Origin of the sequence: Bacillus sp. FSL R5-0431 (genome assembly GCF_038002985.1) — a bacterium.
Classification (GTDB): Bacteria; Bacillota; Bacilli; order Bacillales; family Bacillaceae; genus Bacillus.
In genome coordinates, this window is record NZ_JBBOOG010000001.1 from 2,371,789 (window position 1) to 2,386,001 (window position 14,213).

Below are 14,213 nucleotides of genomic sequence, written 5' to 3' on the forward strand. Positions count from 1 at the left end.
TTCCTTCCAGATTGTTAAAATGATCTTTATTTTAGCCCTTTGTCTCTTTTTCAGCGTGATAGAAAACCTTTGCAGTCTAGGAAGGGCGAGCACCGGAGCACAGCCCTGACAACGAATGCGAGGGTTTGTCTACACGCTGAAAGGAACGATTGAGATCGTTCCTTCTGTCATTACTCTTCTTCGTCTTCTTCTGGCCTTGCAAAAACAGATTGACCTGGATATGGCTGCATATAAGGCTGAGCTGGATACCCCCCCATTTGGCCATAAGGAACAGGATTCGGATAATGTCCTGGCCACGGCTGATGCTGCTTCATGCCATCATCACATCCGCAGTCTTCCTTGCCATAAGCTTCATTTGAAACGTTTGGATAAAAGCCTTGATTCACGTTCGCATTGTCATTTGGGTGCATATGGTGGTGCCAGTGATGCCCATCGTTTGCATGATGTGCATGATGTTCATAATGTTCCCCGTAATAAGCTGGCGCTTGATACGCAGGATAATACGGCTGAGCTGGGTATGGATATGGCATCATGTGATGGTGATAATATGGCTGGACAGGATAACAAAGACCTGAACCAGGTAAAATTGGCGATGCTGGCACCATTTGTTGCGGGTATGGATACATTGCCGGCATGTAATGTCCATGACCAAAACCATAATAAGGATCATATGAGTCATGATGCTGGTGATGGTGATGATGCTCTTTATTCTCAGCCATTCCTCCTACCGCTGCGCCTCCAACATTCGGCATTTGCGGGAAATTAGGAAGGTTTGGGTAATTGCTTTGCTCCATATCTTTTCCCTCCTCCTTTTGATGCGGAATATGAATAAACGGATCATACCCCTTTGCCACTTCATCTTTTAGATGGCCTTTATTTTCATCATAAAAATGGTCCTTGTTATTTTTATGGTCCTTATTTTCATGATGAAAATGTTCCTTATTATCTTTATGGTCCTTATTTTCATGATGAAAATGTTCCTTATTATCTTTATGGTCCTTATTTTCATCATAAAAATGTTCTTTGTTATCTTTATAGTCCTTATTTTCATGATGAACATGATCTTTGTGATCCTTTTTGTCATGAACATGATCTTTCTTTTCATGAACGTAATCTTTTTTCTCATGATGTTCTTTTTTGGGAGGAGGCGTGAATGGCTGGTAGAGATTGGTCTGATAATAGTTCACATCGACTTGTGGAAAAACTGGATGCTCGATCTTTGGCACTGGCGGTACATAAGGTACCGGTTCATTTGGCTTTTCTTTCGGCTTCGTATCTTGCACTTGCACGACATCTTTTGGCTTTTCTTTCACATACGGATGTTCTTTCGACTTTGGCATTTCTTTTGCTTTGTGATGATCTGTTTTTACAGGAACACCACTAGATGGAATCTTGATCTTCATACCCGGCATGATCAAATCTGGGTTACTGAGTTGTGAATTTAGTTTTTTCAATTCTTGAAAGTCGACTCCGTATTTCTTTGAAATTTTCCAAAGGGAGTCTCCTTTTTGCACAATATGAATTTTCAACGTTTTCCCCTCCTATGCAAAACGTGAACGTAACGGTTATGTCAGAAGTACAATATGTTTCACCATAAATTTATGCCTATTTACAAGCCGATATGATAAAAACTTGTTTTCTGATAGGAGGGGCTGATTTATTATTTAATGGCGAGCATTTTATTCAGTGCAAGTAAAGCCTCTTTGGTAATGTCTTCATTGACCTGAATCAAACCGACCGAATCACCTTTCTCAATGCTTTCTAGTGACCATAACAAATGAGGAAGATCGATCCGATTCATGGTCAAACATGGACACATATCCGGATTGAGGGATTCAATTTGTTTATCTGGATGCTGATCTATTATCCGCTTGACTAAATTCATCTCTGTTCCAATCGCCCACTTGCTTCCTGCTGGCGCTTCCTTAATCGTATCAATAATAAATTTCGTTGAACCGGCAAGATCAGAAGCCCTGACGACTTCATGCGTGCATTCTGGATGGACAAGGATTTGAATGTCACGGTCTCTTTTTCTCGTTTCTTCAATATTCCGCACCGTAAATTTCTCATGGACAGAGCAATGGCCTTTCCATAAAATCATCTTGATGCGAGAAAGCGGCTGATCGGTGATGAGCTTTTCTTCTATTTGATCCCAGACAGCCATTTCTTCTAGTGAAATGCCTAAATCGAATGCCGTATTACGCCCTAAATGCTGATCAGGGAGAAACAGAATCCGCTCTTTTTGTGTGAGCGCCCACTCCAGCACTTTTTTAGCGTTTGACGATGTAACAGTCGCCCCGCCATGCTTGCCGACAAATGCTTTAATATCCGCTGTTGAGTTGACATACGTGAGCGGCAGGATCGTATCCCCAAACAGATCAGTGAGCTGCTCCCATGCTCTATCCGTTTGCTTCATGTTCGCCATATCAGCCATTGAACAGCCTGCTCTCATATCTGGCAATAGGACCTTTTGATTCTTATTTGACAGTATATCTGCCGTTTCAGCCATGAAGTGAACACCGCAAAACACAATGTACTCAGCCTCCTGATTGTCCGCGGCTATTTGTGCGAGCTGCAATGAATCTCCTGTTGCATCTGCAAATTGGATGACTTCATCCTTTTGATAATGATGCCCCGGTATAAAAAGCTTTGATCCAAAGGCCCGTTTAATGTCTAACACACGCTGCTTCATCTCATCAACAGAGCGGTGCTTATATTCTTCTGGCATCATGGCTGCATGTTGATTTGCGAGTACATCAAGCAGTGACATGAGTTGTTCCCCCTTTATGACTGAATTCCATATTCATACTAAAATCAAATGCTGGAGCAGAATGTGTCAAAAAACCAAGTGAAATAAGGTCGACACCTGTCCCCCTGTAACTTGGCAATGTCTCTAACGTGATGCCTCCTGAAGCCTCCGTCAGAATTGTCTCCGGCGTCATTTGTTTAAAACGTTTTACTTCGTCCGGAGAGCAGTTGTCAAACATGATGACATCGGCTTTTGCATCAATGGCTTCCATTAGCTGCGTTTCTGATTCAATTTCTACTTCAATTTTCACCATATGACCGGCATATGCTCTTGCTTTATCTACAGCTTCACGAATAGAGCCGCATGCGGCAATATGATTATCTTTAATCATCACTCCATCTGATAAGCCGAAGCGATGATTCTTTCCGCCTCCTGTCTTCACAGCGTATTTCTCTAACATGCGCAAGCCGGGAGTCGTTTTTCTCGTATCACAAATCGTAATCGACGGATCCGCTAATCGCTGCACCGCTTCATGTGTTAATGTGGCGATACCTGTCATGCGCTGCAAGACATTCAAAATGACCCTTTCTCCTTTTAATAAGTCGCTGACCGGCCCCTTTATTTTCGCCAGCACAGCGCCTGAATGAATCCAATCACCTTCCTTAAAAAACAATTCAGCTTGAATCTGTTCATTCAGCAGGCGGTACCCTATGTCAATGACTTGAGAACCTGCCAATACACCCGATTGTTTTGCGATGATGTATGCTGTTCCTTTCTTTTCTCCAAAAATGGCATCAGCTGATACATCTCCAAAGCCAATATCTTCTGTGAAAAAATGAGTCATCATTTGTTTTAACTGTAAACGTTCCATTTGGCACCGATCCTTTCATTTTTCATCATATGAATGTGGCCTTTTTCATGGACAATCTGCATGCCCCGCCACAAAGCATCATTCCGATTTGGATAATCCATTCGAAAATGGCCGCCTCTGCTTTCTGTACGAAGTAATGCAGACTTCACAAGGCAAATCGCTAATGCCCATTGATTGCTTAATTCGATCTGTTCACTTGTGATATTCTTCACATTCGTTTGCTGATAAGGGACTTGCTGTAATACTTGAAGCAAGGTCTTTAGCCCTTTTTCGTCTCTTACAATTGCGGCATATGTCATCATCCATTGTCTCAACTGATCCTCTGAAATCGCTGGGACGGACCATACTTCTTGAATAGAAAAAGATGGGACTGTTTTTTTCTGTTTAGGTACCTGTTCAATTCTCCGTGCCGCTTTGTTTCCTAAAACGAGACCTTCCAAGAGAGAATTACTCGCTAATCGGTTCGCTCCGTGTAATCCTGTACAGGCCGCTTCTCCGATAGCAAAAAGAGATGGAACAGTGGTTTCTCCATATTCATTCACGCAGATTCCGCCCATTAAAAAATGCATACCAGGGGAAACTGGGAGCCTGCCGCTTGCCATATCGACACCTGCCCGCTGACACATCGCATTAATTGCTGGAAAACGAGCTGAAAAATGTGGAATCTCGCGGATATTGAGATACAGATCATGACCTAATTGCTGCTCATGAAAAATAGCTCTAGCGACCACATCTCTAGGCGCTAAATCAGTTTGTGGGTGAATGCCTTTCATCATCCTCCTGCCTGTTTCATCTTCTAAATAGGCTCCCTCTCCCCGGACTGCCTCTGAAACGAGACCGACTGCTTTTCCAGCGATCGTCAAGAGGGTGGGGTGGAATTGAACAAATTCAAGATCTGCTAATTGTGCCCCGGCTCGATAGGCCATCATCAGTCCGTCTCCTGTTACAGAAGGATCATTTGTGTTTGTTTCATATAGGGAGCCGCAGCCGCCCGTGGATAAAACAACTGCATCTGCGGTCATGGTATGGACGTGTCCTTTCTCGTCTTTCCACACCACACCCATGCAGGTTCCTTCATAGACCAATAGATCAATGACATGGTGATATTCGTATAAATGAATATGTGAGCCAAGCTGACTTTTTAAATACTGCACGAGTGTTTTGCCTGTTTGGTCTCCTCCTGCATGCAAAATGCGATGAGTCGTATGTGCCCCCTCTTTACCTAATTGCGGCTCGCCCGTCTCCGTTTGATCAAATGGACAGCCTTCTTTTACGAGCTGCTCCACCAATTGCTTTCCAAGACTTACGATCTCTTGTACCGCCCTCTCATCATTGTGATCACAGCCGGCAGCTAATGTGTCTTGTACATGCTGATGAACTGAATCCTGTGCTGAAAAGGCAGCAGCGATTCCTCCTTGTGCAAGCATGGAATTACTAGAGGAAAATTGTTTTTTTGTCATCATGATAACTTGGCAGCTTTCTGAAATGGTTTTTGCAAAGGAAAGCGCTGCAATGCCTGATCCCACCACAATGACTTTTTTGATTGATGACACCTTCGCCCCTCCTGTCATTTACACCTGTCTTGACACATATCATTACACAACACTACAATAAATACAAGAAAAAATTTTCTCATAGGAGATGGATGGATTGGTTTATTTAGATTACGCAGCTTCTACACCTGTTTCAGAGGAAGCACTGCATGTTTTTCAGCAGCTAAGTCAAGATTGCTACGGGAATGCAAGCAGTCTTCATGATGCAGGTGGAAGAGCAAATGACATACTGACTTACAGCAGACAATCATTCGCTGCCATTCTTGAGGGCGAACCAGACGGCATCTACTTTACAAGCGGCGGAACAGAATCCAATCTTCTGGCGATTCAATCGATCGCAAATGGTCTGCCAGCACACAGGCAGCATGTCATCACAACTTCTGTAGAGCACCCTTCTGTTCATCACGCGGTTAGTAGCTTAGAGCGTCTTGGCGTGAAGGTCACAATCATTGAACCGAATCAAGATGGGATCATCACTCAGGACATTCTCAAAGAAGCATTATTGCCTGAAACAGGACTAGTATCTATTCAGCATGCTAATTCAGAAACAGGGATTATCCAGCCGCTCGCTGAATTAGCACCCCTTTTAAAAGAAAGGCACATTCTTTTTCATACAGATGCCGTGCAAACATTCGGAAAGATTCGTGTGTCCATCAAGGAGCTTGGGGTTGATGCCGTGTCCATCTCTAGCCATAAAGTTTATGCACCTAAAGGAGCTGGTGCTGTCTATATGAGCGCTCATGTTCCTTGGAAGCCTTTATATTCAGGTGCAGTTCAGGAAGGTGGCTTCCGCCTTGGAACAGTGAACGTTCCATGCATCGGTGCTTTTGCTGCTGCGAGTGAACAATTGATGCTTAAGCTAGATGAGCAGCAACGACAGAATGAGCAGCTTCGTGATTATTTTCTTCAGCAGCTGAAAATGAGACAGCTTCCTGTTCGTACACTTCAAAACAATGGCAATCGCCGCATGCTGCCTCATATTATTGGTTGTTTTTTTGAAGGGTTTGAAGGACAATATGTAATGTTAGCATGTAACCGGCATGGGATTTGTATATCGACTGGAAGCGCATGTGCTTCTGGTTATAATCATCCTTCACCGGCTGTGAAGGCATTGCACGTATCAGATCGTGATGCTCTTCAATTCATTCGAGTATCATTTGGATCGAAGTCATCAAAAGAGGACATCGATCAGCTTTTGCATACATTTGAACAATTGCAAAAGGAGAAGAAAGGAGCATAAGACGTGGAGCAAGAGAGGAAACTCATTGGCGAAGAGAGAAGAAACGCCATTTTAGAGTGGCTGAAAGAAACAGATTCACCGCTCACCGGAAGCTTTTTGGCTAAAAAGGCGGCTGTCTCTCGACAAGTCATTGTACAAGATATGTCACTATTGAAAGCAAAAAACGAACCCATTATTGCTACAAGTCAAGGCTATGTATATATGGCACCGCAGCATGCGCCAGAAAGAGAAATTGAACAAATCATCGCCTGCAAGCATAATCCTGTTCGTACAGAAGAGGAACTAACCTTGATTGTAGACTTTGGTGTGACGGTGAAAGATGTGATCATAGAGCACCCCGTTTACGGTGAACTAACGGCCTCTATTCGCGTCAGCACTCGCAAGCAAGTAGCTGATTTCGTCCATCACATTTCTAACACGGGCGCCTCCTACTTGTCAGAACTAACAGACGGCGTGCATTTACATACACTCACTTCTTACAGTCAAAAGCAGCTTGACCAAGCCATTCAAGCACTCGATGACGCTGGTTTTTTAATTAAAGACTAAAAAAAGTGTCCTGCAAGGGACACTATTTTTCATTCGTTAGTTCATATGTTTGGTAGCTGCCGAGCAGTTTGACCTCACAGCCAATCGCTTCTAATTCCTGAATCGCGCCAGGGACAAGGACATCATCCATTTCTTTTTCAATATCTATTATAAATAAATAGTGTCCAAGACCCGTTTTTGTTGGACGAGATTCAATTTTTGACAAGTTGAGATTCCGCCAAGAAAAAGCAGATAACACGCGATGCAATGCACCTGATTGGTCATCCTTTGGCAGACTGACCACAATGGTCGTTTTTGGCTTCGATGAGAACCCAGCATTCATTGGGAACGACGCCTTAGGATCTTTATGTAAAATAACAAAGCGTGTATGATTGTGCGGATAATCATGAATGTCTTTTTTTGCAATCGTTAAACCATACGTTTGTGCGGCAATTTCATTGGCAATGGCCCCAGCAGCCTCATCCGGATGCTCACTGATATATTTGGCTGCATAGCCTGTTGATTCTACCGGACGGTGCGGAATATCTGGGTACTGTTTTTTCAGAAATTGATGGCATTGGGCAATCGCGTGCGGATGTGATTGGATCACATCTAATGTCTCCCAGCTTTCCGCTCTTGATGGGTGGACAAGCAAATGCTGCCGAATCGGTGCTGTCATTTCACCAACAATGGACAGCTCTTCTTCATGAATTAAATAATCAATCGTTAAGTTCACAGATCCTTCGAGTGCATTTTCAAGTGGAACGACCGCCAAATCGACTTCGCCTTTTGACACAGCATCCATACATTGCGGAATCGTTGCATAGGCACGCTGCACTGCATCTGCTGGAAAGCAAGAGCATACGGCCAAATGAGTAAATGTTGCCTCTGGTCCAAAATAACCTACAGTTAATTGCTTCATCTGCTATGATCTCTCCTTTTACGCCCCAGAACCTAGAATTTCAACTTTTTCGACAAATTCAAGTTTTCTTAATTGATTCATGACTGTATTGATATCATCTGCCATACCAGCCGTGCTAATGGATAGGGTGACATTCGCTCTTCCCTGCAGCGGAATCGTTTGGTGAATGGATAACACATTACAGCCAGAGTCCGCCACAATTTGAAGCAGCCTTGACAGAGCCCCAGACCGATCCTCAAGGTGGAAAAACAATGTGATGATCTGCTCTTTCACCATCGTATAAAATGGAAAAACAGCATCTCTGTATTTATAAAAAGCACTGCGGCTTAAATCCGCTTGTTGAACAGCATCGGCAACTGAATCCGCTTTTTTGCGATCGAGAAGCTTTTTGACTTCAAGCGTTTTTCGCATCGCATCTGGAAGGACATCCTCTCTTACTAAATAGAACGTTTCTTCTTTCACCTGTTTTCTCCCCTTTTAAAAACGGGAGAGCCCATGGACTGGACCCTCCTTTTGATCAATCAATAAATTCAAATTCAAATTCAAGCAAACGAATGATGTCGCCGTCTTTTGCACCACGCTCACGCAAGGCATCATCGACACCCATTCCGCGCAGTTGTCTAGAGAATCGTTTCACAGACTCATCTCTTGAGAAATCTGTCATCTTAAACAGTCGCTCAAGTGCTTTACCCGTTATGACAAACGTACCGTCAGGATCTCTTGTGATTTCAAATGGTGCATCTCCCTCATCAAACCTGTACATCACGCGGTTATCAGACAGTTCCTCTTCATTATAGAGCGGGAATTCCGGTGTTGTTTCAAGCTGATTGGCGATTTCAAATAAAAGCTCACGAAGCCCTTCTCTTGTGATCGCACTAATTGGGAACACTTTATAGTCATCCGTTAATTTTTCTTTAAATGCCGCTAGATTGTCAGCTGCATCTGGCATGTCCATTTTATTCGCTACAATGATTTGTGGACGCTCAGTCAATCTCATATTGTATTGCTCAAGCTCTTCATTAATCGTCACATAATCTTCGTACGGGTCACGTCCTTCAAGTGCTGACATATCAATGACATGGACAATAACCCGTGTCCGCTCAATGTGGCGTAAAAATTGATGACCTAAGCCAACACCTTCGTGCGCTCCTTCGATCAGTCCTGGCAGATCCGCCATGACGAAGCTTCGGTTATCATCTGTTTCGACAACTCCTAGGTTCGGCACAAGCGTTGTGAAATGATAATCCGCAATTTTCGGTTTCGCAGAAGAGACAATTGAAAGCAGTGTCGACTTCCCGACACTTGGGAAACCAACAAGTCCAACATCTGCAAGTACTTTTAGTTCTAAGATGACGTCACGTTCTTTTCCCGGCTCACCGTTTTCAGAAAGCTGCGGTGCAGGGTTTGCCGGTGTTGCGAAACGTGAATTTCCACGTCCGCCTCGTCCGCCTTTTGCAATGACTGCCCGCTGTCCATGCTCTGTTAAGTCAGCGAGTACTTGTTCCGTCTCTGCATCTGTCACGACCGTACCGGGCGGAACTTTGACAATCATTTCTTCCGCATTTCGGCCATGCTGGTTTTTACTCATTCCATGCTCGCCGCGATCCGCCTTAAAATGGCGCTTATAACGAAAGTCCATCAACGTTCTGAGTCCTTCGTCTACTTCAAATACAACATCTGCACCATTTCCGCCGTCGCCGCCAGCTGGTCCGCCTTTTGGCACATATTTTTCACGACGGAACGCCACCATACCGTTTCCGCCGTCACCGCCTTTAACATACACTTTAACCTGATCTACAAACATAACTTCCTCCGTTTCTCTGCATCACATATCTCGTTCTTGCCTCAAACAAAGCTCAATCATGGACTCATGACTTGTCACATGAAATTGAGCTACACTCATACATGGATAGTTTGCGTCATGAAACGCATTTAACGCATCCAAACTTGTTAATTTTCCTTTGAAATCAAAATATAAGACCACATCATTCTCTTCTTGATCTGTTTGGAACGTGACCGTTAAATGATTTTCAGTTTTTTGGCAAACTGATTGATCGAATATCGAAAACAACTCCTGTGATACCGTTAGCAGCTGCGATTCATATGCTGATAAGTCTCGGGTTTCACCAAGCACTTCATATTCTAGGGTGATAAAATGCGACTCCCAATTAAATGTTAGAAAGTAATAGGCCAATTGGGGAATTTTTAAATTTGAGAGTTTGGATTCATGCTGTGCTTCAATGACCATTTCTTCTATAATTTCAAACACCCGGTCATATTTTTCTAATGTCAAGTTGCCCTTGATCAGCTGCAATTTATTCATCCAGTCGTGTCTTGAACGACTGAGCAGATAGATCAATTCATTTGTTAATGCAACGTGAGTTAATTTTTCGTTTTGTTTACTTGGTATCTCTTCCATTATCGCACTCCCAATCGTTTGGTCTCTCTTTTAGGAGTCTTATCATCACTATGTCTCCCTGAATTATAACAGAGAAGACAGCATAGAAAAACACTAGTTATGTGAGGAAAGGTTGTTTTTTCTGATCTATAGGAGAAAATGAGGCAAAGTCAGCAAACGTTCTTTGATATTTATGGAGTGCATCTTCTTTTATCATTTTCGATACTACTTGTAAAAAGTGAAAAAAACTCCAGTCAATGACCGGAGTTTTTAGCAATTATTGTGCCGCAGGATATACGCTCACTTTTTTACGGTCACGACCGAAACGTTCGAATTTAACCGTTCCGTCGATTTTAGCGAAAAGAGTGTCGTCGCCTCCGCGTCCAACGTTTTCACCTGGATAGATTTTCGTTCCACGTTGACGATAAAGGATAGAACCACCAGTTACGAATTGACCATCAGCACGTTTAGCGCCTAAACGTTTAGACTCAGAGTCACGTCCGTTCTTTGTAGAACCTACCCCTTTTTTAGATGCGAAAAATTGAAGATCTAATCTAAGCATGAAGTTCACCTCCTATTTTTTTGTAGATATTCTCACATAATCGTGATAATCTCGTTCGATTGTCTCTAAGGAAACGACCATGCCTTCTAAAAGCAGCTGGGCTTTTTCAAAGGATACTGGATCTGTATCAGCTGGCAATTCAAAAGAGAAATAGCCGCCTTCTTCACCAATATCGAGCAGTGGATCCATTCCTGTCAGTGCAATAATTGAATTGACTGAGCCGAAAACAACAGCAGATACACCTGCACAAACGAGATCCTGACCTTTTTCAGCAAACTCGGCATGTCCAGTCATCTGAAAAGACGTAATGCTTTCATCTGCTGCCGACCGAGTAATGGTTGCTTTGATCATATCACTCACACGCCTTAAGCGTTGATTTTTTCGATAACAACTTTAGTGTAAGGTTGACGATGACCTTGTTTCTTGTGGTTGTTTTTCTTCGGTTTGTACTTGAACACAGTAATTTTCTTACCGCGACCTTGTTTTTCAACTTTAGCCGTTACTGTTGCTCCAGCAACTGAAGGGTTACCCACTTTGACAGTGTCTCCGCCGACAAACAATACGTTTTCAAAAGTTACTGTTTCACCTGCTTCAGCAGCTAGTTTTTCAACATAAACAGTTTGACCTTCTTCAACTTTTACTTGTTTACCACCAGTTTCGATAATTGCGTACATCTCTGCACCTCCTAATAAACTCAGACTCGCCGAATACAGGGGGCCTTAGGCTCTTTACACCTGCTTCGCGCGGTTGTAGCACGGGTGCTACATATCCATAACATTAAAAAATATATCAAATTAGACGCAGAATGTCAACGTATTTTCATCACTAGTACGGCAAAAGGAGCTCTTCCATTGAGGAGGTGGTTCTTCGATCTGAAAAATACGCATGGAGCAGTTCATTTTCGTCAAGCTGGCTCATTTTCACGCCATCTCTTTCAATAATAATCGGATGCTTACAGCCTCTTTGGAATCGCGCCATTACTTCATATACTTTTTCCTCAGCGCTCGCTCTCAGCGGAATAAGCTTTTCTACCTTTTGCTCTTTTTTACCGTAATAGCGTTCTAGTAAAAAGCGGACCCTGACGTAATGCCGCTGCCGGTGCTCCATTACGAGTGAATAGGCTAAAAAAGTGAGCAGCACCCAGCCATTGAATTGCAGAGGCGCAAACAAAAGCAACCCTGCAGTCAATAGAACGAAAAAGACAAGTGAGCCTTTTATGGCAAGGGCATGTGCACGTTGGAAAGGGTAATATGCTGATAAGAGCAAAAAGAATAATTTCCCGCCATCAAGCGGCCAAATAGGCAAAAGATTCACAAGAAAAATCGCCATATTATAAAAAGTGAACATCGTAAAAATGTCGTGCGAAATAAGAGAAGTTTCCATGAAAAGCCATGCCATAAGCTGGAGCGGTACATGCTGGAGCGGCCCGCATAAAATGACTGCCAACTCTTCCTTTAGCGGACGGTTCCCATGCTCTTCTACTTCTACCGCTCCGCCAAATGGCAGTAAAAAAATCCGCCGAATGCGCCAATGATAATAGCAAGCAGCCGCTGCATGTCCAAGCTCATGGACAAAGACGATGATGAGCAGACAAAGCAGCGGCTTGATTTGACCAGAGAGAATCGCAAACGCCATCACAATCCACAGCAGCGGATGAATGTGAATTTTCGTCAGCATGACCAGCCATCTATTCAAAGGTCATCACCTGAATAGGATCGATAAACTGTTCATTTTGCTTAATGGCAAAGTAATATGTGCCCTTTCCTTGATCATCAAGTGAGATCTGGCCAATTTTCTCACCCTTATCGACAAAATCGTATAAGGCCACATCGGCTTCCTTTAACTGACCGTACCAGCTATAGCTGTTATCCGCATGCTGCACGACCACTGTAAGCCCTGTGTCACTTTTCTTTTTTACCTCTACCACATAGCCTTCTTTCATACTGTCAATGGCTTCAGCCGATGTTTCGACTTTGACACCTGCTCCATTTTGCGTAAAGGATTCCTGCACTTTTCCAGAAGCAGGTACAGCCAGTTCTTGGTTCGCTTGTACATCTTTTTGGTCTGCCTTTTTGTCGGTTAAAAAGGCAAGGGGGTTTCCAACTGTTTTCTCAAACCAGTGATTGGCAGCAGCAAATTGAAAATCTTGCTCAAAGGTCTGCGTAATGATCGGCTTCAGCTGCTGAAACGGCCCTGCCTGACCTTTAAATGAAATGGCTGCAATCAACACAAGGGACGCAGATAATAAACATTTCAGCACAAAGGTATTGGGGTTAAATAACGGATGCCGATATTTCTTCGGCTGATGAGACGACGACTCAAAGGAAGACGACCCTGAATGCTTTTCTTCCTCTGTCAGCATGACCCATGGAGGGATATCTTCTTTTTTCTTGAAAGTCGTCTTCTTAGGTGGAGCAGCTGGCTGCTTCGTTTTGCGGCGCTGCGCAATTTTCTTTCGGTACTCGTCCACTCTTTTCATGAGATCACCCTTTACATACAAACAGTTTGTACATTTTATGTGACGACCTCATCTGATATGCAACAAAAAGACCGATTCTCATCGAATCGGTCTCATCTTACTTGAATGCTTATGCTCTTACACCAAAAAATGCTTTCAGCTTCGCAAACATTCCTTTGTTTTCATCTTCAAATGATTGAAGCGGAACAGATTCGCCTAGTACACGGCGGGCGATATTGCGATACGCAATCGATACTTTGTTTTTAGCATCCATGACAATCGGTTCACCATTGTTTGAAGCCTTAATCACGTCATCATCATCTGCGACAATGCCAAGAAGATCAATCGATAAGTGATGTACAACTTCATCCACATCCATTGAATCGCCACTTTTCGCCATGTGTGTACGAATACGGTTGACAATCAAACGAGGTGGTTCGATATCTTCTTGTTCTAACAAGCCGATGATACGGTCAGCATCTCTCACAGCTGAGATCTCAGGCGTCGTCACGACAATTGCCTTATCTGCACCAGATACAGCATTTTTAAAGCCTTGCTCAATTCCAGCAGGGCAATCAATGACGACATAATCAAAGTCTTGTTTCAATGATTGAATTAATTCTTTGATCTGCTCCGGCTCTACAGCCGTTTTATCGCTTGTTTGAGCAGCGGGTAAAAGATACAAAAGATCCTCGAAACGCTTATCTTTTACAAGCGCTTGGTGAATTTTACATCTTCCTTCTACTACATCGACTAGATCATAAATAATGCGGTTCTCAAGCCCCATCACGACATCTAGATTCCGAAGGCCAATATCGGTATCCACTAGACACACTTTTTTCCCTTGAATTGCTAGTGCTGTGCCTAAGTTTGCAGATGTTGTTGTTTTGCCAACGCCGCCTTTTCCTGAGGTAATCACAATAGCCTCGCCCAAT

Annotated in this window: 16 protein-coding genes and 1 other annotated feature; of the genes, 2 read left to right on the plus strand and 14 right to left on the minus strand. The window is 43.3% G+C overall.

Annotated features, from left to right (window positions below):
• Nucleotides 1-170 precede the first annotated feature (170 nt).
• From safA to nadB, 4 genes are all read right to left on the minus strand, one after another.
• On the minus strand, nt 171-1,529 hold the full coding sequence (gene safA / locus MKZ03_RS12110; protein WP_341031909.1) for a SafA/ExsA family spore coat assembly protein: 1,359 nt from the start codon (nt 1,527-1,529) through the stop codon (nt 171-173).
• A 131-nt stretch (nt 1,530-1,660) separates the two neighbouring features.
• The gene (gene nadA / locus MKZ03_RS12115; protein ID WP_341031911.1) at nt 1,661-2,770 is read right to left on the minus strand and encodes a quinolinate synthase NadA; all 1,110 of its coding nucleotides are present in this window, start codon (nt 2,768-2,770) and stop codon (nt 1,661-1,663) included.
• The gene (gene nadC / locus MKZ03_RS12120; RefSeq protein WP_340973446.1) at nt 2,757-3,620 is read right to left on the minus strand and encodes a carboxylating nicotinate-nucleotide diphosphorylase; all 864 of its coding nucleotides are present in this window, start codon (nt 3,618-3,620) and stop codon (nt 2,757-2,759) included. The genes nadA and nadC overlap by 14 nt, the downstream gene beginning before the upstream one ends.
• Nucleotides 3,602-5,173, minus strand: a complete 1,572-nt coding sequence (gene nadB, locus MKZ03_RS12125) for an L-aspartate oxidase (protein ID WP_334749914.1) — start codon at nt 5,171-5,173, stop codon at nt 3,602-3,604. Before nadB ends, nadC begins: the two co-directional genes overlap by 19 nt.
• Before the next feature lie 97 nt (nt 5,174-5,270).
• On the opposite strand from nadB, the gene MKZ03_RS12130 reads away from it, so the two are divergent.
• Together MKZ03_RS12130 and MKZ03_RS12135 are read left to right on the plus strand one after the other, a co-directional pair.
• Nucleotides 5,271-6,413 carry an IscS subfamily cysteine desulfurase gene (locus MKZ03_RS12130; RefSeq protein ID WP_370876257.1) on the plus strand — a complete coding sequence of 381 codons (1,143 nt, stop codon included), beginning with the start codon at nt 5,271-5,273 and terminating at the stop codon, nt 6,411-6,413.
• A 3-nt stretch (nt 6,414-6,416) separates the two neighbouring features.
• A complete protein-coding gene (locus MKZ03_RS12135; RefSeq protein WP_307500008.1) occupies nt 6,417-6,959 on the plus strand; it encodes a transcription repressor NadR in 543 nt (180 codons plus the stop codon).
• Nucleotides 6,960-6,981: 22 nt separating this feature from the next.
• Here the strand turns inward: MKZ03_RS12135 and pheA are convergent, their stop codons facing one another.
• From pheA to minD, 10 genes are all read right to left on the minus strand, one after another.
• On the minus strand, nt 6,982-7,860 hold the full coding sequence (pheA, locus tag MKZ03_RS12140) for a prephenate dehydratase (protein WP_307500009.1): 879 nt from the start codon (nt 7,858-7,860) through the stop codon (nt 6,982-6,984).
• A gap of 18 nt (nt 7,861-7,878) precedes the next feature.
• Nucleotides 7,879-8,322, minus strand: coding sequence for an ACT domain-containing protein (locus tag MKZ03_RS12145; RefSeq protein WP_003216269.1), 444 nt, complete (start codon nt 8,320-8,322; stop codon nt 7,879-7,881).
• A gap of 55 nt (nt 8,323-8,377) precedes the next feature.
• Nucleotides 8,378-9,664, minus strand: a complete 1,287-nt coding sequence (obgE, locus tag MKZ03_RS12150) for a GTPase ObgE (RefSeq protein WP_066030594.1) — start codon at nt 9,662-9,664, stop codon at nt 8,378-8,380.
• 21 nt (nt 9,665-9,685) lie between these two features.
• Nucleotides 9,686-10,279, minus strand: coding sequence for a sporulation initiation phosphotransferase B (locus MKZ03_RS12155; protein WP_034661629.1), 594 nt, complete (start codon nt 10,277-10,279; stop codon nt 9,686-9,688).
• 256 nt (nt 10,280-10,535) lie between these two features.
• Entirely contained in the window at nt 10,536-10,820 is a 285-nt protein-coding gene (gene rpmA, locus MKZ03_RS12160) for a 50S ribosomal protein L27 (protein ID WP_003216586.1), read from the minus strand.
• 12 nt (nt 10,821-10,832) lie between these two features.
• Nucleotides 10,833-11,171 (minus strand): ribosomal-processing cysteine protease Prp, encoded by a 339-nt coding sequence (locus tag MKZ03_RS12165; protein ID WP_034661634.1) that lies wholly within the window; start codon nt 11,169-11,171, stop codon nt 10,833-10,835.
• A 14-nt stretch (nt 11,172-11,185) separates the two neighbouring features.
• Nucleotides 11,186-11,494 carry a 50S ribosomal protein L21 gene (gene rplU / locus MKZ03_RS12170; RefSeq protein WP_003216781.1) on the minus strand — a complete coding sequence of 103 codons (309 nt, stop codon included), beginning with the start codon at nt 11,492-11,494 and terminating at the stop codon, nt 11,186-11,188.
• A 12-nt stretch (nt 11,495-11,506) separates the two neighbouring features.
• Nucleotides 11,507-11,579, minus strand: a sequence feature (ribosomal protein L21 leader region).
• A 66-nt stretch (nt 11,580-11,645) separates the two neighbouring features.
• Entirely contained in the window at nt 11,646-12,515 is an 870-nt protein-coding gene (locus tag MKZ03_RS12175; protein ID WP_106042551.1) for a M50 family metallopeptidase, read from the minus strand.
• Nucleotides 12,508-13,299, minus strand: a complete 792-nt coding sequence (locus MKZ03_RS12180; protein ID WP_106039611.1) for a M23 family metallopeptidase — start codon at nt 13,297-13,299, stop codon at nt 12,508-12,510. Before MKZ03_RS12180 ends, MKZ03_RS12175 begins: the two co-directional genes overlap by 8 nt.
• A gap of 109 nt (nt 13,300-13,408) precedes the next feature.
• Nucleotides 13,409-14,212, minus strand: a complete 804-nt coding sequence (gene minD / locus MKZ03_RS12185; protein WP_003216504.1) for a septum site-determining protein MinD — start codon at nt 14,210-14,212, stop codon at nt 13,409-13,411.
• Between the last annotated feature and the right edge of the window lies 1 nt (nt 14,213).